The 20,026-nt window shown below is 50.2% G+C and carries 12 protein-coding genes and 2 tRNA genes; 8 read left to right on the forward strand and 6 right to left on the reverse strand.

Annotation, left to right across the window (positions count from 1 at the left end; genetic code table 11):
• The first annotated feature begins 118 nt into the window (after nt 1–118).
• Nucleotides 119–2,884 (forward strand): insulinase family protein, encoded by a 2,766-nt coding sequence (locus C9I98_RS15290; protein WP_107272170.1) that lies wholly within the window; start codon nt 119–121, stop codon nt 2,882–2,884.
• A gap of 120 nt (nt 2,885–3,004) precedes the next feature.
• On the opposite strand, the gene fadJ is transcribed toward C9I98_RS15290, so the two are convergent.
• Both fadJ and fadI read right to left on the reverse strand, forming a co-directional pair.
• Nucleotides 3,005–5,119 carry a fatty acid oxidation complex subunit alpha FadJ gene (gene fadJ, locus C9I98_RS15295; protein ID WP_036818987.1) on the reverse strand — a complete coding sequence of 705 codons (2,115 nt, stop codon included), beginning with the start codon at nt 5,117–5,119 and terminating at the stop codon, nt 3,005–3,007.
• Nucleotides 5,119–6,429, reverse strand: coding sequence for an acetyl-CoA C-acyltransferase FadI (fadI, locus tag C9I98_RS15300; protein WP_036818985.1), 1,311 nt, complete (start codon nt 6,427–6,429; stop codon nt 5,119–5,121). The genes fadJ and fadI overlap by 1 nt, the downstream gene beginning before the upstream one ends.
• 636 nt (nt 6,430–7,065) lie before the next feature.
• Here fadI and C9I98_RS15305 point away from each other — a divergent pair.
• The 5 genes from C9I98_RS15305 to C9I98_RS15325 all read left to right on the forward strand — a co-directional run bounded on the left by C9I98_RS15305 (nt 7,066) and on the right by C9I98_RS15325 (nt 12,449).
• Nucleotides 7,066–7,632: a sigma-70 family RNA polymerase sigma factor gene (locus C9I98_RS15305; protein ID WP_036818982.1), complete on the forward strand. Its 567-nt coding sequence runs from the start codon at nt 7,066–7,068 to the stop codon at nt 7,630–7,632.
• On the forward strand, nt 7,625–8,347 hold the full coding sequence (locus tag C9I98_RS15310; protein ID WP_036818980.1) for a DUF3379 domain-containing protein: 723 nt from the start codon (nt 7,625–7,627) through the stop codon (nt 8,345–8,347). The genes C9I98_RS15305 and C9I98_RS15310 overlap by 8 nt, the downstream gene beginning before the upstream one ends.
• A gap of 306 nt (nt 8,348–8,653) precedes the next feature.
• On the forward strand, nt 8,654–9,931 hold the full coding sequence (locus tag C9I98_RS15315) for an outer membrane protein transport protein (protein ID WP_036818978.1): 1,278 nt from the start codon (nt 8,654–8,656) through the stop codon (nt 9,929–9,931).
• A gap of 346 nt (nt 9,932–10,277) precedes the next feature.
• A complete protein-coding gene (locus C9I98_RS15320; RefSeq protein ID WP_107272171.1) occupies nt 10,278–11,585 on the forward strand; it encodes an outer membrane protein transport protein in 1,308 nt (435 codons plus the stop codon).
• A gap of 219 nt (nt 11,586–11,804) precedes the next feature.
• Nucleotides 11,805–12,449: a trimeric intracellular cation channel family protein gene (locus C9I98_RS15325; RefSeq protein WP_107272172.1), complete on the forward strand. Its 645-nt coding sequence runs from the start codon at nt 11,805–11,807 to the stop codon at nt 12,447–12,449.
• Nucleotides 12,450–12,669: 220 nt separating this feature from the next.
• Here the strand turns inward: C9I98_RS15325 and aroC are convergent, their stop codons facing one another.
• The 4 genes from aroC to C9I98_RS15345 all read right to left on the reverse strand — a co-directional run bounded on the left by aroC (nt 12,670) and on the right by C9I98_RS15345 (nt 19,427).
• Nucleotides 12,670–13,755 (reverse strand): chorismate synthase, encoded by a 1,086-nt coding sequence (gene aroC / locus C9I98_RS15330; RefSeq protein ID WP_036823103.1) that lies wholly within the window; start codon nt 13,753–13,755, stop codon nt 12,670–12,672.
• Between the two features lie 206 nt (nt 13,756–13,961).
• On the reverse strand, nt 13,962–15,044 hold the full coding sequence (gene rluF / locus C9I98_RS15335; protein WP_036823104.1) for a 23S rRNA pseudouridine(2604) synthase RluF: 1,083 nt from the start codon (nt 15,042–15,044) through the stop codon (nt 13,962–13,964).
• A 163-nt stretch (nt 15,045–15,207) separates the two neighbouring features.
• Entirely contained in the window at nt 15,208–18,345 is a 3,138-nt protein-coding gene (locus tag C9I98_RS15340; RefSeq protein WP_036823107.1) for a multidrug efflux RND transporter permease subunit, read from the reverse strand.
• Nucleotides 18,345–19,427 (reverse strand): efflux RND transporter periplasmic adaptor subunit, encoded by a 1,083-nt coding sequence (locus tag C9I98_RS15345; RefSeq protein ID WP_107272173.1) that lies wholly within the window; start codon nt 19,425–19,427, stop codon nt 18,345–18,347. Before C9I98_RS15345 ends, C9I98_RS15340 begins: the two co-directional genes overlap by 1 nt.
• A gap of 235 nt (nt 19,428–19,662) precedes the next feature.
• Between C9I98_RS15345 and C9I98_RS15350 the strand changes: the two genes are divergently transcribed.
• Both C9I98_RS15350 and C9I98_RS15355 read left to right on the forward strand, forming a co-directional pair.
• A tRNA-Tyr gene (locus C9I98_RS15350) sits at nt 19,663–19,747 on the forward strand.
• An 81-nt stretch (nt 19,748–19,828) separates the two neighbouring features.
• A tRNA-Tyr gene (locus C9I98_RS15355) sits at nt 19,829–19,913 on the forward strand.
• Nucleotides 19,914–20,026: the final 113 nt, after the last annotated feature.

Below are 20,026 nucleotides of genomic sequence, written 5' to 3' on the forward strand. Positions count from 1 at the left end.
TTCCGTGACCCCGGTAGGATCTCACTTTTTCTTGCTGCAACAACAAAGTGTATTATTTGCCAGCCTTAATAATGAGCGTCATAATTAGTCTAATTTCCTTTGAAAATAGGCTCTTCCCGTGCATACAAGTCCCAATGACCCTAAGCAGTATCAATACATAACGCTTTCAAACGAGCTAAAAGTACTGCTGGTACATGATGCTGATGCACCACGCTCTGCTGCCGCACTGACAGTGAATGTTGGCCACTTTGATGATCCGCTCGATCGCCAGGGTATGGCACACTTCCTTGAGCATATGCTGTTCCTTGGCACAGAAAAGTATCCTCGCGTGGGCGAATTCCAGACCTTTATCAACCAAAGCGGCGGTAGCAACAATGCCTGGACAGGGACGGAAAACACGACCTATTTCTTCGAAGTCAGCCCACACGCTTTCAGTGAAGGGCTCGACCGCTTCGGCCAGTTTTTTACCGCCCCGCTATTCAACGAGGAAGCCGTCGACAAAGAGCGCAACGCGGTAGATTCGGAATACAAGCTGAAAATCAAAGATGACGTTCGCCGCCTTTATCAGGTTCACAAGGAAACGGTTAACCAACACCACCCGTTCTCCAAGTTCTCGGTCGGTGATCTCACCACATTGGAAGACCGCCACGACAAGTCGGTGCGCGATGAGCTGATTGAGTTCTACCAAACCCACTACTCGGCCAATTTAATGGCATTGGTACTGCTTGGCCCACAATCACTGGACGAGCTGGAAGCCTACGCCACCACCTTCTTCCAGCACATCCCCAATTCGGGCATGGCTAAGCCCACTATCCCAGTACCACTGGTGACCGATAACGAAAAAGCCAAGTTCATCACTATCGATCCGATCAAGGAAGTGCGCAAGCTCACCCTGTCGTTCACCCTGCCATCGGTCGAGCAGTACTACCGCGAGAAGCCGCTATCCTACATTGCCCACCTGCTCGGCAACGAAGGCAGCGGTAGCCTGATGTCTCTGCTTAAAAAAGAAGGCTATATCAACACCCTTGCTGCCGGCGGCGGCGTTAACGGCAGTAACTTCCGGGAATTTACCATCGGCCTGAGCCTAACACCGAAAGGCTTGGCACATATCGACGACATCGTTGAAATCGTGTTCCAGTACATCGCCCTGATCAAGCAACAAGGGCTCAACGAATGGCGCTACCAGGAGAAGAAATCGGTACTGGAAATGGCATTCCGCTATCAGGAAAAAAGCCGGCCGCTTGATACCGCCAGCTACTTGGTGATGAACTTGATGCATTATGCGCCAGACGATATCGTTTATGGCGACTATATGATGGCTGGCTACGATGAAGCCTTGATTGAACAGTTCCTGGCCCAGCTGTCACCGGATAACATGCGTCTGGTGTTGGTCGCCCAAGGCCAAGAGTATGACCGTACCGCCCAGTGGTATAACACCCCTTATCGTGTAGCGGATTTTTCAGCCGAGCAAATTGCCCGCTGGCGTGATCCTGCCATTTCCAGTGAGCTTGCCCTGCCAGAACCAAACCCGTATTTGTGCGAACACCTGGACCCACACCCATTGAGTGAAGGGGCCGAGCTACCGCCACAGTTGATCCAAGACTTACCGGGGTTTCGTTTATGGTTCAAGCAAGAGCATGAATTTAGGGTACCGAAGGGGATCATGTACGTGGCCATAGACAGCCCGCACGCTGTCAGCTCGCCGCGTAATATCGTCAAAACCCGCCTATGCGTTGAGATGCTATTGGAAGCCACCAACGAAGCGGCCTACCCGGCCGAGATCGCCGGGATGTCATACAACCTGTATGCCCACCAAGGCGGCGTCACCCTGCAGCTATCCGGCTTTAGCGAGAAACAGCCGCTGTTGCTGAAATTGTTACTCGAGCATTTCGCCAACCGTACCTTTAATCAAGATCGCTTCAATAACATCAAGGCACAGATGCTGCGCAACTGGCGCAATGCCGCGCAAGACAAGCCGATCTCGCAGCTGTTTAACCAATTAACGGGTGTATTGCAGCCAAACAACCCCCCCTATCCAGTACTGATTGAAGCCCTGGAATCTATCGAAGTGGATGAACTACCGGCGTTTGTCGAGGCGATTTTTGCCGAGCTGCATATTGATACCTTTATTTACGGCAACTGGCGCAAGGAAGATGCGCTCGCGATCGCTGAGACCTTAAAAGATGCTTTCCGAGTAACCGACCAACTTTACGGGGAGTCGCAACGACCATTGGTTCGCCTGAAGCAATCGGGGACGCTCACCCACGAGATCCAATGCCAGCACGCCGATTCGGCTATCTTGATGTATTACCAATCGCGGGAAACCACCCCGCGTAAGATTGCGATATACACCCTTGCCAACCATTTGATGTCGACTACGTTCTTCCACGAGCTGCGCACCCGCCAGCAGTTGGGCTATATGGTCGGAACGGCAAACCTGCCACTGAACCGCCACCCGGGGTTAATCTTGTATATCCAGTCACCGGTCGCGGGCCCTACCCAGCTACTCGAAGCGATAGACGAGTTCACCAATGCCTTTGCCCTTGTTCTGCTAGAGCTTAACGAAGCTCAGTGGCAGGCGAGTAAGCAGGGGCTTATCGCCCAGATTTCCGAGCCGGACACCAACCTGCGCGCGCGCGCCCAGCGCTTCTGGGTGAGCATCGGCAACAAGGATGCCGAGTTCAACCAGCGCCAAAAAGTCATCGAAGCCTTGTCCGGGTTGGATCGGGTCGACATGGTGCGCTTTATTGTCGACATTATTAAGCCGCGCACCTCTAACCGTATTGTCATGCATGCCCAAGGCCAAGCACACAGCAACCTTGAGCCTCTGATTATTGGCGAGCCTATCGGTTCAATTGATGAATTCCAAAAAGGCGCTTACTAGGGCCTGTTGCCCTTCCCCCTAAAATGTCATCAAGCCCTTCACTGCTGGTAAAGGAAACGAAAAAAAGCCTGCTTGTATATATCAAGCAGGCTTTGTCATCTTAACGATTTCTCTTAGTAATTAGCTCTCAGAGTAGAAAGACTGGCCCTCATTCGCCATCGCAACCAGCTTCTCGCATGGTTTGAAACGCTCGCCGTATTTATCGGCATGGCTATTGAGCAGTTCAACCACTTTGGCTACGCCCAGCTGGTCCATATAACGGAACGGGCCGCCAAGGAATGGCGGGAAACCGATACCGAAGATCGCACCGATATCGCCATCCCTTGCCGAGCGCACCACGCCTTCATCCAAACAACGTGCCGCTTCGTTTAGCATCATCAACGTACAACGCATTGCCAGTGCCGAACCTTCTTCTTTGCGCTCAGGTTTCAGGTTCAGCAGTTTATAGACCGACTTATCAACGGCTTTTTTCTTGCTGTTATACAAGTAGAAGCCCTTGCCACTCTTGCGGCCCTTACGACCATCGCTGAGCAAGGTGTCGAACACATCCGGCCCCTGGAAACGCTCGCCAAGTTCCGCCACCAAGATAGGCATGATCTTGGCACCGATATCGACGCCGACTTCATCAAGCAAGGTGATAGGCCCAACCGGGAAGCCAAAATCAAGCAGAGCATTATCAAGGTGCTCAATCGGCTCGCCGCTTAGCAATACATTGGCCGCTTCATTCATATATGGCGCCAGGATACGGTTGACATAGAAACCGGCGCTGTCACCCACCACAATCGGTGTCTTACCCTGTTTCTTGGCTAGGGCAACCACGGTGGCAACCGTCTCATCAGAGGTACCTTGGTGCGGGATAACTTCAACCAATGGCATTTTTTCAACCGGGCTGAAGTAGTGCAAACCCACCACATTTTCTGGACGCTGTGCCGATTCGGCTATTTGATGGATCGGTAACGAAGAGGTATTGGTGGCAAAAATAGTGTCAGGGTTGCCGTGCTCCTCTACCTCTTTCACCATCTGGTGCTTCAGCTTGAGATCTTCAAACACCGCTTCAATCACCACATCCAAGCGATCGAAACCGGTATAGTCAGTACCGCCAACAATCGACATCATCTGCTTTTGCAGCTGTGCCTTGCTGATGATCCGGCGCTTACGCTTTTTATCCAACAACTTATAGTTGTAGGACATTGCATTGAGAATACCGTCGTTGGCAATGTCTTTAATTCTGACCGGGTAGCCCTTGGTCGCTGTGACATGGCTAATACCGCCGCCCATCAAACCGCCGCCCAGCACACCTACTTGGCTGATCTTCCTAGGCTCGGTATCGGCGCCATTTTCTTTTTTCATTGCTGTAGTTGCAAAGAAAATGCTGCGCAATGCGGCAGACTCCGGCGACATAACCAAATCACCGAATAGCTTGGCTTCACGCGCCAACCCCTTGGTCATCCCCTCCTGCAAACCGTACTTGATCACTTCCAAGATGGCTTCGGTTGCCGGGTAATTGCCACGGGTTTTCTCGCGGGTCTTGCTGGCGGCCTGATCAAAGACCAAAGAGCGGCCTAGGGCGTTGCCCCCCATCGCCCTATCTTGCAGTGACAGGCGGCGTTTTGGCTTAGGCTTGAGCGCCAGCTGCTCGGCAACATCGAGCAAAATGCTCAGTGGTACTGACTCATCAACCACACCCAATTTCTTGGCTTTCTTGGCTCGCAGCTGCTTACCCGTCAGGATCATGTCCAATGCATTGGCAACGCCGATCAGACGAGGTAGACGCTGGGTACCACCCGAGCCAGGCAACAAACCTAGCTGGACTTCCGGCAAACCAAGACGGGTTTTGTCATCATCCGAACAAACTCGGCTATGACAAGCCAGTGCCAACTCCATACCGCCGCCCAAACATGGGCCATGGATAGCGGCAACCACGTGGAAAGGCAGGTTCTCTAGCTCAGCAAATAATTGCTGACCTTGCGTGGCCAAATCACACGCTTCTTCTGCGGTGTTACAGGCTGCCAACATGCGAATATCCGCACCGGCAATGAAATTATCCGGCTTACCGGAATGTACCACCATGCCTTTGATGTCGGATTTCGCTTTTAGCTCTTCCAATACGGCGCTGACCTGCTCAGCAAATACCGATTGGAGAGTGTTCATCTTCTCGTCAGGCACATCGATCTTGAGCCAGGCAATACCATTGTCGGCGTATGAGAGCGAAAATGCAGATTGTTGTTGGGTCATTATTCAGCCTCCAAGATCATTGCTGCACCTAAACCACCAGCGGCACAGGCCGTATTCAACGCCAAGCCACCACCGCGTCGCTGAAGCTCTCTCAGGGTTTGGGTGATCATCCTTGCGCCAGTTGCGGCAAATGGGTGACCGTAAGCAATCGAGCCACCAAGCACATTAAATTTGTCCATATCGATTTCACCAATCGCCTCGCTGCGCCCTAGCTTCTCTTGGGCGAACTGCTTGGAACCGAACATCTTCACGTTCGACAAGGCTTGTGCGGCAAATGCTTCATGCATATCAATCAAGGTTAAATCGGATAATTTCAGCCCGGCACGATCAAGAGCGATTGGAGTGGCATAAGACGGCCCCATCAACATGTCGTGCTCGACGCCAATCGCCGAGAAGGCATAAGAGCGAATGTAACCCAGCGGCTTGAGGCCAAGCTCTTTCGCCCGCCCTTCGCGCATCAGCATGATTGCAGCAGCACCATCGGTGAGCGGGGTGGCATTCGCCGCCGTTACCGAGCCAAACTTGCGGTCAAAGGCTGGGCGCAACTTGGCATACGATGCCAAGCTGGAATCTTCACGGATATTGTTATCTTTATCGATCCACTGGCGGTAGGGCTCGGGGAAGGCCGTGATCACTTCATCTTGGATCAAGCCATCACGCCAAGCTTGCGCGGCAAGGGTGTGGGAACGGTGTGCCAATGCATCTTGCTCTTCGCGGGTAATACCATGGGATTTGGCCATCTGCTCGGCAGTTTGTCCCATGCTCAGACCTGTCGAGTACTCTGCCACCGCTGGCGGCACAGGCATCAAATCTTTCACGCCTAGCTTACTGATCAGTTTTAAACGCTTACTCATGGTTTTGGCTTTGCTCAATGCGAGCAAAGTCGCCGCCAATCGCTTTGAAACCCCAATCGGCAGCACCGATGAAGAGTCTGCCCCGCCGGCGATACCAATATCCACCGTACCGGAAATGATACTCTCGGCCACATTGGCTGCCGCCTGGAAACTGGTGGCACAGGCACGGGTCACACTGTATGCATCGGTACCGATATCCATGCCGGTACCCAATACAATTTCACGGGCAATATTCGGCGCTTCAGGCATTTGTACCACTTGGCCAAACACCACTTGATCAATCAATGCAGGGTCAATATCAACCTGCTGAAGCATTTGATTAACCACCATTTTCCCCATATCTAGGGCGGGTACGCCATCAAACGCTGTTGCTTGACGGGCAAACGGGGTACGTAATCCACTTACAACGGCGATGCGCTCACCTTGACGTGTAGTGAGATTCTGGAGACGTGACATCGCAACTCCTTAATTATTGTTTGTCGGGCACAAGGGCAATTGATGCCGTCTAGCAAGCACTTCCCTGATGTGCATTAGAGGTCTGACCACAACAATTGTAATGCAGTTGTTATCAATATCAAACAATTGTTTAAAATTTGAGAGGCGTGATACGTATAAAGAATAGAAAGGGCGATACCGCTTGGGGGCAACAGGGCAGCTATCAGCTTGGTTCAACAAGCAATTTAGATAAAATTTTGATCAGGAAAGAAAAAAGTCGAATGGGAGTGCTAAGATAAAAAAAAACCATACCTAAAGGTATGGTTGTAATCTACACGGAAAGCAATCCATGTAAGAGTATAAGTCAATTAACATAAAGCCAATTGCAAATCAGGCAAGCCTGATAGGAGAAAGTAAAGTCAGCCTTCAAAAGGAAGTTGTCATCTTGCTCAACAGATAATAAGCCTAGGTTAATGTTCCTAATCCTCGGAACCTCAACCAACACTTAGTATCAGATGACGGGGACTACTATAACTTTCTCACCAAGACACAATTTGAACCAGATCAATTTTAGTGCTGATTATTGGATGAATCGTCAGAACATTGCATAAAAACGCCAACAAACAGGCATTGTTCTCTCAATTGATAGGCAAATTTATGATTAAGCAATTTTTTCGAAAGAAAAAGCCGGATGCCTCGGTCTCTGTAAATATGAATAAGCAAAGACGATATGAAGCCCTTGTTCGGGCTTGGCATCGGGACCTCTACCGTTACGCTTACTGGTTGTGCCATGATCCCCATATTGCGGAAGACCTGGTACAGGAAACCTGTTTGCGTGCATGGCGTTCGCTCGATAGCCTTCAGGATGACAAAGCAGCCAAATCATGGCTTATTACTATATTGCGCAGGGAAAATGCACGGCGTTTTGAACGAAAGCAGCTTGATCTGGTCGATATTGATGACTATGCCATCGCAGACACCCAGCACCAAGGGGCCGATATGGATGTCGAGCAGCAAATGTTACGCAAGCAGATCATGCAACTTGAACCTGAATACCGTGAGCCATTAGTACTACAGGTGATGGCCGGGTTTAGCGGTGATGAAATCGCCGAGATCCTCGACCTGAACCGAAATACGGTAATGACACGCTTATTCCGCGCCAGAAACCAGTTAAAAGAGCAAATAGAGAAACAATCCGAGCGGAGGGGGCACCAGAATGGATGATTTAGAATTTCGCCGTCGCCTCTTGGCCGATCCCAATGATAACAGCCAAGAGATGATTGCTGCGCGTAACGCTTCTGTTACCAATCGCAAGCTCAGTGATGAGTTGCTGCAACTCGATAGTAAGCTGGAGCAAGCACTGAAAGTTGATGTGCCCGATGATCTCGCTGATCGGATCTTGTTCCACCAGTCTGGGCAGACCGCCAAAAAGCCGAACAAAACGCGAGTGCACCTTGCGCTGGCTGCATCCGTTGCCTTCGCCTTTGGGGTGTTCACTGGTCAATTTAATAACATTGTTGGCACTACACAGCATACCGATTATCAGGCTGAATTAGCCCAAACGGCATTGGAGCACATTTACCACGAAGCGCCTTTTATTGAAGGGATCAATGAATCGGTATCACTGAGACAAGTTAACGCCAAGTTAACACCTTTCGGGCCAAAACTTACTGGGCTACCTGGGCATGTGTATTACATTAACCACTGTGGGTTTGGCAATAAAAACGCCCTTCACATGGTGATGGGTACAGACCAAGGTAAAGTCACGGTCTTTATTGTTCCTGAAAATTCGCCACAAATGACACCTTTTGGTGACGATAGTATGCAAGGTGTGGTGATGCCAATTAAGGATGCCAGTTTGATTGTGGTTGGCGAAAATGGTCAAGATGTCACCCCTATCGCCAAAAGCCTCGAAGCCGACCTTAACTGGGAAATTTAACATTTATACATAATACCAACCCCAAAACCCCGCAACCATAAACAAAAGTTATGATTGCGGGGTTTATTATTCTGCAAAAGAATCCTACAAAATAAAATGTTACCCCTGTTGCATATTTAGAAATAGATCCCTCAAATTACTTACCAAATTCGATAGACTGCCTACGAGATTGTTAACCAAGTAGTAACAATCAAAAGGGGCTCTACTGGTCTGATTTGTTAGAACAGTAACGCCCCATACAATCTTGCGCGCTCTGCAGGAAATAGCAGATATAAAAGCGGTAAATAATTAGGAATAACAATAAATATGAACAAGAAGCGTCTGTTTACAAAATCTGTGATTGCGTTCGCAGTCACCATGGCGTCGCAGCAAGCAGTAGCTGCGGGTTTCCAACTTAATGCACAATCAGCGACTGGCCTTGGCCGTGCGTTTGCCGGTGATGCAGTTATTGCTGATAACGCATCAGCAATGGCTCGTAACCCAGCTGCAATGTCGCTATTTGACCGTCCGGCACTTTCTCTGGGTATCAATGCTGTTGATACTGACATCAATGTGAAAAACACAGAGTTTGGCGCTGGTCCATTTGTTAATGATGTTGATGACGCATCTGTGGGTGGTGTGAGCTACGTGCCAAACATCTACTATATCCACCCAATTAACGATAAATTCACAGTAGGTGCTTCGATCTACTCAAACTTTGGTACTAAAACCGAATTTGATAGTGGCTATGGACAAGATCAAGCCCTTCCTGATTTTATTCCAGGCGTTGGTGGTCTAACACCTGACGTATACGGTGGCCTTACTGATGTTAAAAGTGTTAACTTCGGTCTAAGTGGCTCATACCGTATCAACCAGCAGTGGAGTGTGGGTGCTGGTCTAGATATCATCTATGGTAGCGGTAAGCTCCAGCGTGGCCGTGGCTTAAACGCTGGCAATGATCCAAGTAACCCAGATCTTCTAAACGTAGATGCAGACGGTGTTGGCTTTGGTTTCAATGTGGGTACTGTATACGAGCTAAACGAAAACCACCGCTTTGGCCTATCTTACCGCTACAGCCCAGAGCTAGAAGTTGATGGCGATATGTACTATTCACAATCAACCACTGGCAACCCGAATATCAGTGGCGACAAACTGAAAATCGCCCTGCCTGACATGGCTGAGTTCTCTGGTTACCACCGCGTACACCAGCAGTTTGCAGTTCACTATAGTGTGCAGTGGATCGGCTGGAGTTCATTTGCAAACCTAGAAACGACTGGTGGTGATGTACTGAACAACTACGAGTGGCAAGACGGTTGGCACTACGCATTGGGTGGTACTTACTACCTAAACAACGACTGGACGCTACGTGCGGGTTACATGTATGACACCAGCGCACAAGATAAAGTTACGTCAATTTCAGTACCAGACTCAGACCGTCAGTGGTTCTCGGGCGGTTTCACTTACCACCTAGACAGCAAGTCTAACATCGATGTCGGTGTGACTTACCTAGTGGGTGAAGATATTGAAGTAGAAGAAGGTATAATCTCTGCGACAACTCGTGCTGATGCATGGCTATACGGTATCCAGTACAGCCGTTCGTTCTAATTCAGCGAACGAGCTAAGCTAGTATTTTTAAAGGGAGCCTTAGGCTCCCTTTTTGTTTTCTGATCTAATTGATTATTTTTTATAGATTTTATTCACCAACTGAAATTTTATTCTCTCAAATTCAGCGCACACACCGTCGCTGAAACCTGCCGATATCAGTACATATGTACGCTAAAAACAGATCCGACCAGATTAATTTGCTTTATATATACCAGATATAAAACTAAAAAATAAAACAAAGTCAGATTATAACTTCAAAAGTACAACTTAACTTAATATCAAGTTAAAGCTTTTACTCTAAAGCGTATGATTCGCAGTATTCAATTTCAGCGAACATATTAGACTGATGAAACATAATAAAATCACATTAGCTTTAACAGCAGCGTTAACACTTGGTATGAGTGCCAGTACCATGGCAGCCGGCTTCCAACTAGCAGAATACTCTGCAACTGGCCTAGGCCGCGCCTTCGCCGGTGAAGCCGCAATGGCAGATAACGCCAGCGCCCAATTCCGTAACCCAGCCATGATGACATACCTTGAGGGTACACAAATCTCGCTAGGTGCCATTTATGTTGATCCAAACATTGATGTGAAAGGTAACCTTGGTAGCGACCTCGTGGAAGGCTCTATCCCAACGCAAGCCAATGATATCGCCCACTCAGCAGTGATCCCTAACTTCTACCTTTCTCATCGTATCAATGAGCAATGGGCTGTAGGCCTTGCACTAGCAACTAACTACGGCATGGAAACCGAGCTTGGTGGTGATTTCTTGGGTACTGTATTTGGTAACCAAGCCAACATCATGTCGGTTGAAATCAACCCTAATGTGGCATACAAGATTAACGACCAATTCAGCATTGGAGCTGGTGTACGTTACGTTATGGGCGAAGGCCACTTTGGCGCCTCAATCCCAACAAACCTTCCCCCTATTGACCCGGCGGTTGACCTGCTTAAAGGCCAAGACCTGAAATACATGGAAGGTGACGACAACGCTTGGGGTTGGCAACTGGGTGCAGCATGGCAGATCAATGAGAACCACCGTATCGGTGCCAACTACCGTTCTGCAGTCGACCTAAAACTAAAAGGTGAAGCATCAGGCATTGCTTACACCGGTATGCAAGGTGTTGCTACTGGCCAAAAACTACCTGGCAGCATGGCGCTAACCCTGCCAGCAACAGCTGAGCTTGCCAGTTTCCACCAGCTAACCGACAAGTTTGCCATGCACGCAAGCTTCAACTGGACGGACTGGAGCAGCTTCGACAAGCTTGAAGCAAGCATTCCGTCGCTAGGCTCACAGCCAGATCTCATCAAAGAAGAAAACTGGGAAGACAACTACCGTATCGCACTGGGTGCAACCTACCAGTACAGCAATAAACTAGCACTGCGTACCGGTGTTGCCTACGACACTTCTGCAGTTAACGATGAACACCGTACCCAGACTATCCCGGAAACCGATCGCCTATGGCTAAGCTTGGGTGCCGGTTACCAGTGGTCTGAAAACCTCAGCTTTGATGCTGGCTTCACTTACATCTTCGCAAAAGACGCTTCGATGGAAGAAAGCCTTGGTACTGATGAAGTAGACTTGATCAGCTTCGAAGGCGAAACTACTGGCAATGTTTGGCTAGCTGGTATTCAGGCTAACTACCGCTTCTAAGCCACAACGTCTCCCCCTGTCAAAGGAGTGCTTCGGCACTCCTTTTCTTTATCTCCCCCCGCCATCAACCACACCAAAAACCGTACAAAATCACACTTTTAAAACCCTCATACATGAATTTAATTAATCTATAGCTGTAAATATTTCATTAGACGTTGATTTATCAGCTGAATAGAATCACTGCCTATTGATATTCACTCTTATTCATGTGGCAAGCTAATGCTATTAACAACACTTTATATTATTGGTATTACAGCCGAAGCGATGACAGGCGCACTGGCTGCGGGTAAACACCATATGGATTGGTTTGGGGTAATGCTGGTTGCCAGCGCAACAGCCATTGGTGGCGGCACGGTGCGTGATGTCTTGCTGGGCCACTACCCGCTGGGTTGGGTGGCAAATCCCCAGTACCTGGCCATCACCTGCTTTGCAGGCATACTGACAACCTGGATTGCCCCGCAAGTCGTCCGTTTTCACAAAGTTTTCGTGCTGCTCGACTCGCTTGGATTAATTGTATTCAGCGTCATTGGTTGCCGCGTGGCAATGGACATGGGGCTTTCACCGCTGATCTGCATTGTGGCAGCGGTTGTTACCGGCGTTTTTGGCGGCCTGCTGCGCGATATGATCTGTCGTCGCCCACCACTGGTACTGCACAAAGAGCTGTATGCATCAGTGGCATTCATGGCTGGCGGTATGTACTACGCGCTGATGCACTTTGCCGTGCCTGAGCTAATTGCCACCGTCAGCACCTTGGTGGTTGGCTTTTCTATCCGCGTCGCGGCGGTGCAGTTTGGCTGGAGCCTACCGGTGTTCCGCTTCGATGAAGTCGAACAAGCGGAAGAAAAGCTGGAGCCTAAAGCGTAAAAAGAAGTTATGCCAATCAGCATGAGTCCTGTCTCTACGGCTTGGCGTCCAATGCTGGTTTGTTAACGGAACGGAACTGGAACTAACGAAAAAGCGAGAGCACTTTGGGCTCTCGCTTTCTTTTTTCTGTATTGCCTAGAAGGACATGGCCTAAATTCTAGGTACTAACTTTGAGGTGCTAGATTCTAAGTGCTAGATTTTAGGTGCTAGATTTTAGGTGCTAGATTTTAGGTGTTTCAGTCACCACGTCGGCATTCTGGCCACGGTGGCGCAACAGGTGATCCATCAAGGTAATAGCCAGCATCGCTTCGGCAATTGGCACCGCACGGATGCCCACACATGGATCATGACGACCTTTGGTGATCACTTCGGCACTCTCGCCTTGACGGGTAATGGTCTCACCCGGCACAGTAATACTTGACGTTGGTTTCAGGGCAATATGGGCGACAATATCCTGGCCCGACGAAATACCGCCTAGGATCCCGCCAGCATGATTGGACTTAAAGCCATCAACCGTCAGCTCATCACGGTGCTCGCTGCCGCGCTGCTCAACCACATCGAAGCCGTCACCGATTTCAACGCCTTTCACCGCATTAATGCTCATTAACGAATGGGCAACGTCTGCATCCAAGCGGTCGAATACAGGCTCGCCAAGGCCAACAGGCACATTGTTCGCCACAACCGTCAGCTTGGCACCAATGGAGTCGCCTTCTTTTTTCAGCTTACGGATCAGCTCATCAAAAGCGTCAACCTTATCGACGTCCGGGCAGAAGAATGCATTTTGCTCAACCTGATCCCAGTCGACCTTATCAATTTTCACATCACCCATTTGCGACAGGTAGGCACGCACTTCAATACCATGCACTTGCTTAAGGTACTTCTTCGCCACCGCGCCAGCTGCCACACGCATTGCGGTTTCACGCGCAGACGAACGGCCACCACCACGGTAGTCACGCGTACCGTACTTCTGGTGGTAGGTGTAATCGGCATGCCCCGGGCGGAACAGATCTTTAATGTTTGAGTAATCTTTCGAGCGCTGATCGGTATTTTCGATCAATAGACCAATCGAGGTACCCGTTGTCTGGCCTTCAAACACACCAGACAAAATTTTCACTTCGTCAGGTTCACGACGCTGCGTTGTGTACTTGGATGTACCCGGACGGCGGCGATCAAGATCATGCTGCATATCCGCTTCAGTTAGCTCCAGCCCCGGAGGACAACCGTCAATAATACACCCTAGTGCCAAACCATGACTTTCACCGAAAGTGGTTACACGAAATAGTTGTCCAATTGTATTGCCTGCCATTACTTCCTCTGTCTATTTACTGCCGCTCACCCAGATCACCCCAAGGTATCACTCTAAACCAAGCGTGCCATCCAGCTGCTATAGCCCGATGTTAAGTGTTTTCGTTAATGAGTACATAGTGCAAATTCATTGCCCTGAATGCAAGCATAAAAAATGGAAGCCGCAGCTTCCATTTTTCTCAATTCATCCCGCGGTAAACCGAGGGGTTACGAATCTTTTTTAGACTTCCACTTTTTAATGCCGCTAGAGCCCGAAGTACGGCCTTTTGGCGCATCGTCGTCACGCTGGGTTCTGCGGTGGCCAGGCTGAGTACCACGGCCTGGACGCGGGCTGCGGCGTTCATCTTGGCGGCGGCTACCATCGCGCTCACCAGATCGGCGCTTGCGGTTAAACTCGCCTTTGCCCTTATAGGTTTTGTACTTAATCTTGCCATCGCTGTCTTCACGGCTATCTTGCTGGCGGCTGTCATAAAGTTTGGCATCCGTCGCTTTCTTGATAGCCTGACCTTCGCCACCCACTCGTGATGCTTCCTCGGTCTTGCTTGAATCAGCGATCAAGCTATGGATTTCAGCAATCTCAGCCTCGGTCAGGTAACGCCACTTGCCATTTGGCAAGCCGTCAATGCTGATGTTCATGATACGCACTCGGCGCAGCTTGAATACATCATAGCCTAATGCTTCACACATACGGCGGATCTGGCGGTTCAAACCCTGGGTTAGCACGATACGGAAAGAGTAAGTGGTTTCCTTGGTCACTTTACATGGCAAGGTCACGGTATCTAGGATCTCGACCCCCGATGCCATCTTGTCTAAGAAAGCTTGGGTGATCGGCTTATCGACACGTACCACGTATTCTTTTTCGTGGGAGTTACCCGCACGCAGGATCTTATTAACAATGTCGCCATCGTTAGTCAGGAAGATCAAACCGTCCGAAGGCTTATCAAGACGACCGATCGGGAAGATACGCTTACGGTGGCCAATGAAGTCAATAATATTGTCTTTAATGTGGCGCTCGGTGGTACAGGTAATACCGGTCGGCTTATTCAGGGCAATATAGATTGGCTTTTCTTTGGCGCGCAGCGGACGGTCATCCACCAACACTTCATCGCCCGGTTGTACTTTCACGCCCATTTCCGGCTGCTCGCCGTTAATGGTGACTCGTCCTTGATCAATAAGCTTGTCCGCCTCACGGCGTGAGCAATAGCCTGTATCACTAATATATTTGTTTAATCGTACTGCTTTGGCTTGTTCGCCATTGCCAGCAGCATGCTGAGGCTGATTTTGAGACATGATGTTCTTCTACACTATGCGTTTCACAACGCGATCAAGGTGGTATACCAAATAGGATTTGGCCGTCATTGCCTTAATTCTACCAACACCAGTGAAAAGAGGGAAAGCGAAAAAAGAAAATGCCACCCTAAGGTGGCACTTCATCATGTATTCGCCGCAATGGCTATTTCGTTTCCGTCGCCGGAATATCGCCATGGGTTGGCCTACCCACGTAATCATGCTGCAACGCTTTTTCCAGTTGGTCGGCAACATGGCCCGGAGACTTGGTATTACCTGATACCAATCGGTACATTGCCGGGATCACCAACAAGGTAACGAAGGTCGCGAAGGCCATACCGAAGAACACCACGGTACCTACGGCAACTCGGCTTTCCGCACCCGCACCGGTCGAGATGATCAGCGGGACCGCACCAAACAAGGTCGTGAACGCCGTCATCAAGATTGGACGCAAGCGACGCTCAGAGGCATCAATAATGGCCTTCTCAAACTCAACGCCTTTGTCGCGCAGCTGGTTGGCGAACTCAACAATCAAGATACCGTTCTTGGTAACCATACCAATCAACATGATCATACCGATTTGGCTATAGATGTTGAGGCTCTGGCTCATCAGCAGCAATCCGGCCAAGCCACCAAAGATCCCCATCGGTACGGTCAGCATCACAACCATCGGGTTAATAAAGCTTTCAAACTGGGCTGCCAGTACCAGGTAAGCAACCAGCAATGCCAAGCCGAACACCAACAAGATGCTGCTTTGGTTCTCGCGGAAATCTTTCGACTCACCCGCGTAGTCAATCACAATATCGCTCGGCAGCATTTCAATCGCCTTCTCATCAAGGAAGTCGAGTGCCTGACCCAGGGTATAGCCTGGAACAAGGTTCGCTTTCAGGGTAATGGATTTCTGCTTCTGGTTATGGCTCAAGCGCTGGGCCGATGCCACTTCTTCAACGTCTGCCACCGATTCTAGGGTGATCAGCTCACCCGTACGGGTACGAACATAGATCTGGCTAAGGTCGGTTGCGTTGTTGAAGCTGTTTTCGTCACCACGCAAGTAAACGTCATATTCCTCACCGCGGTCAACGAACGTTGTTTCGCTGCGGCCACCCAACATGATCTCCAGTGTCTCCGCGATATCTGCCACCGGAATACCCAATTCTGCCGCACGCTGTCGGTTTACGCTCACCACCAGCTCAGGCGTGGTTTCAGCATAATCCAAGTCGACACCTTCCATCATCGGGCTTTGTTCAGCCAGCTCCTTCAGCTCGGTTGCCCACTGGAACAGTTCATCGTAATCGGCACCGTTCAACAAAAACTGGATAGGCTCAGACGAACCGCCACGGAAGCCTGGCATAAACGGCCATACGCGAATATCAGGAATACCTTGCAGGGCCTTGCGCACAATGCCCAACGCTTCGGTTGCCGACACATCGCGATCTTCCCAGTTTTCCAACTGCATGATCACAAAGCCTGTCTGATCCCCCGCGCGACCACCGAATGCCGGTGTCTGGATAGAAATCGACTTCAGTACGCCCTCGCCCACCATTGGCAGCAAACGGCTTTCCACTTCCTCGATATTACCCACCATACGGTTGTAACTGGTGCCCTCGGCACCTTTAACAAAGGCAAAGATAACACCACGGTCTTCCTGCGGCGCCAGTTGCGACGGCACGGATTTCATCAATACCGCACTCAGGCCAATAAAGGCGATAACCACAACCGGTGCAACGTAGCGGTATCGCACCGCAACAGACACCAACTTACGGTAACCATGCTCCAACTTGGTAAAGAAGCGATCAACCGCTAGGTTCACCTTGTTCTTCTTGGTCGTGCCTTTAAGCAACTTACTACCCAAAACCGGACTCAGGGTCAGGGCGACCAATGAAGAGAAAATCACCGCAACAGCCAGTAATACCGCGAACTCAGTAAATAGCGGGCCAACCATCCCATCCATGAAGGAGATAGGCAGGAACACCATCACCAGTACCACAGTGGTTGCAACTACCGCGAAACCTACCTCACGGGCACCTTTATAGGCAGCCAGCAAAGGCGGCTCGCCGCGCTCAATGTGGTGGTAGATATTTTCGACCACCACAATGGCATCATCCACCACCAGACCGATAGCCAGAATCAACGCCATCAGGGTGAGTAGGTTGATAGAAAAGCCCAGGAAGTAAGCCACCATAAAGGCAGAGATCAAGGAAACCGGCACCGTGATCGCGGGGATCAAGGTCGCTCTCGCCTGACCGATGAAGATGTACAACACCAGCACCACCAGCAAGCCGGTAATAAAGATGGTGCTATATACTTCGCTGATTGAGCGGTCGATAAAGATGGTTGAGTCATAGTCGACAAACAACGATGTCCCTTCCGGCAAGAAGCGCTGCATACGATCCACTTCGGCATGCACGGCTTCGGCCACATTCAGCGGGTTAGCATCGGTCATGGTCACCATGCCCAAACTTAGGTTGGCAACCCCGTTGTTTTTGAACGTCGCATTTTCGTTTTGGGCGCCAATGGCAACCTCGGCAACGTCTTTTAGATATATTGGCGAACCGTCTTCAGCCGTACGCACAACCAAATAATCGAAATCTGAGGCATCACGGTATAGTCGGGCAGTACGCACCGACATGGTGATGGCATCGTTACGCACCTCGCCACCCGGCAGCTCCACGTTTTCATCGTTGAGCGCATCGACGATATCTTTGGTAGTTACGCCACGGCCGGCCATTTGATCCGGCTGCAACTTAACGTACATTACGCGATACAGGGCACCGCTTAAGTCAACCGAGCTCACGCCGTTGATCAAGCTAAAGCGATCCATCAGCACACGCTCAGCGTAGTCCGTCAACTGGGTACGGTCCATGGTGCTCGACGTCAGGTTTACGTAAACAGCAGGTTCGCCAGAACCATTGTCTTTCGAGACCACCGGATCATCAGCCTCATCAGGCAAACGACGCTGGGCACGGGAAACCGCATCACGCACGTCACTGACGCCTTCAGTCAGGTTCCAACCCATTTCAAATTCAACCTGAATACGGGAAGAACCGTTACGGGTGGTTGAGGTGATACTGTCAATCCCGCTGATACCCGATAGCTGATCTTCCAGTATCGTGGTCACCCGGCTTTCCATAATGGTCGCCGAGGCCCCTTCATAAGAGGTATTGATACTGACCACCGGGTTTTCAACATCCGGCATTTCACGCACAGAGAGCTTACTAAACGACACCGCACCGAAAACACAAAGCAACAAGCTAAGTACAATCGCGACTACCGGGCGTTTAACTGAAACATCAGATAACCACATTAGGCATCATCTCCGTTCTTGCTTGGCGCCTTGGCAGTCATGTCGTTAACCTGCACACCATCGCGCATGTTTACCAAGCCCTGAACAACAATACGGTCACCAACAGCCACGCCCGACTCGATGACCACTTCGTTTTCAACTCGGGTGCCTAGCTGTACTTCAGTGCGGTGGGCTTTGCCAGCTTCATCAACAAGGTAAACAAAGCGCTTGGTACCCGAGTACTCCAGCGCCTGCACCGGAACAATGGCTGCTTCTTGCGGCTCAAAGCCAATGGTGGCCGCCATCAACATACCCGGCTTTAGCTTACCCTCGGTATTGTCGAAGCGAACGCGAACACGAATGTTCAAAGAGTCGGCCTGAACGCGTGAATCAATCGCTTGGATCTCTCCCTTAAACTTATGGTTTAGCCAAGCCTGGCTCGTTGCCGATACGGTCATGCCCTCGGTCAAGAAGGAGAGGTATTGTTCAGGCACCTGAATATCGAGGCGCATGGTCGACAGATCATCCAGCGAGAAAAGCTCACTGCCCACGGTCAGCATGTGGCCTTCACTGAAGTCGACCAAGCCAACGGTGCCGGCAAACGGGGCATTAATCGCGTGGTCGTCAAGCTCGGCCTTGGCCGCTTTCAACCTTGCATCCGCGATACTCACACTTGCCAATTGTGCATCAAGCTCCGTCTGGGTGATCGCGCCACGGCCAACCAGGCTCTTGAACTCGGTATACTTACGTTTTTCATCATTGAGGTAAGCTTGCGCTTCTTCATACGCCGCGCGTGCTTTGGCATCATCGAGCTGAACCAGCAACTCGCCTTTTTCCACTTTACTGTTTACGCCAACGACAATACGGTCAACTTTGGCGGCCACTTGGGTTGCCACGTTTACTGAACGTTGCGCTTCCAACTTACCCACCAAAGAAAGTGATTGAGTTATCGGATGCGAAGAAACTTCACCAGTGGCCACAGGAATAGCATTTCCACCTCGCTGGGACGACTGCTCAGCGGCAACTGGCTGCCCTTGGAAATAGAAAAAACCACCACCCGATAAAGCAGCTGTCACCAATGCTGCAACAAGGACCTTTTTCATTGTTCAATCCACTTATAAAAATCTACGGTGATGATAAACGAACCGGAGGGTCAACGGGGTAAAGAAATGTAAAGTTAAGCAATATTCTTGTTATACGTTTTTGTGAAAAACCTCAAAAAAGCGGTTTATGCCATCACAATCAACAATATGATGAAAATAGCAGCAGCCGGAACTATTTTGTAAGGAAAAGGGTTTACAGCGTCCTCCGGTTTGATATTATCCGCTCCGCACTTGTGGAGGGGTTCCCGAGTGGCCAAAGGGAGCAGACTGTAAATCTGCCGGCTCCGCCTTCGATGGTTCGAATCCGTCCCCCTCCACCATTATTCTTGAAAGCTGTTCCTAACTTATGTAAGGTACGTCTTTCCGTTAGTTGAGATTACTCCTAGCAACCAGAACCCTGTGGAGGGGTTCCCGAGTGGCCAAAGGGAGCAGACTGTAAATCTGCCGGCTCCGCCTTCGATGGTTCGAATCCGTCCCCCTCCACCATTATTCTTGAAAATTGCTTCGGCGGTTTTCTGGCTTTAGATAGCCAAGACAACGTGCAAAACCCCGTGGAGGGGTTCCCGAGTGGCCAAAGGGAGCAGACTGTAAATCTGCCG

This window comes from Photobacterium sanctipauli (genome assembly GCF_003026495.1).
GTDB lineage: Bacteria > Pseudomonadota > Gammaproteobacteria > Enterobacterales > Vibrionaceae > Photobacterium > Photobacterium sanctipauli.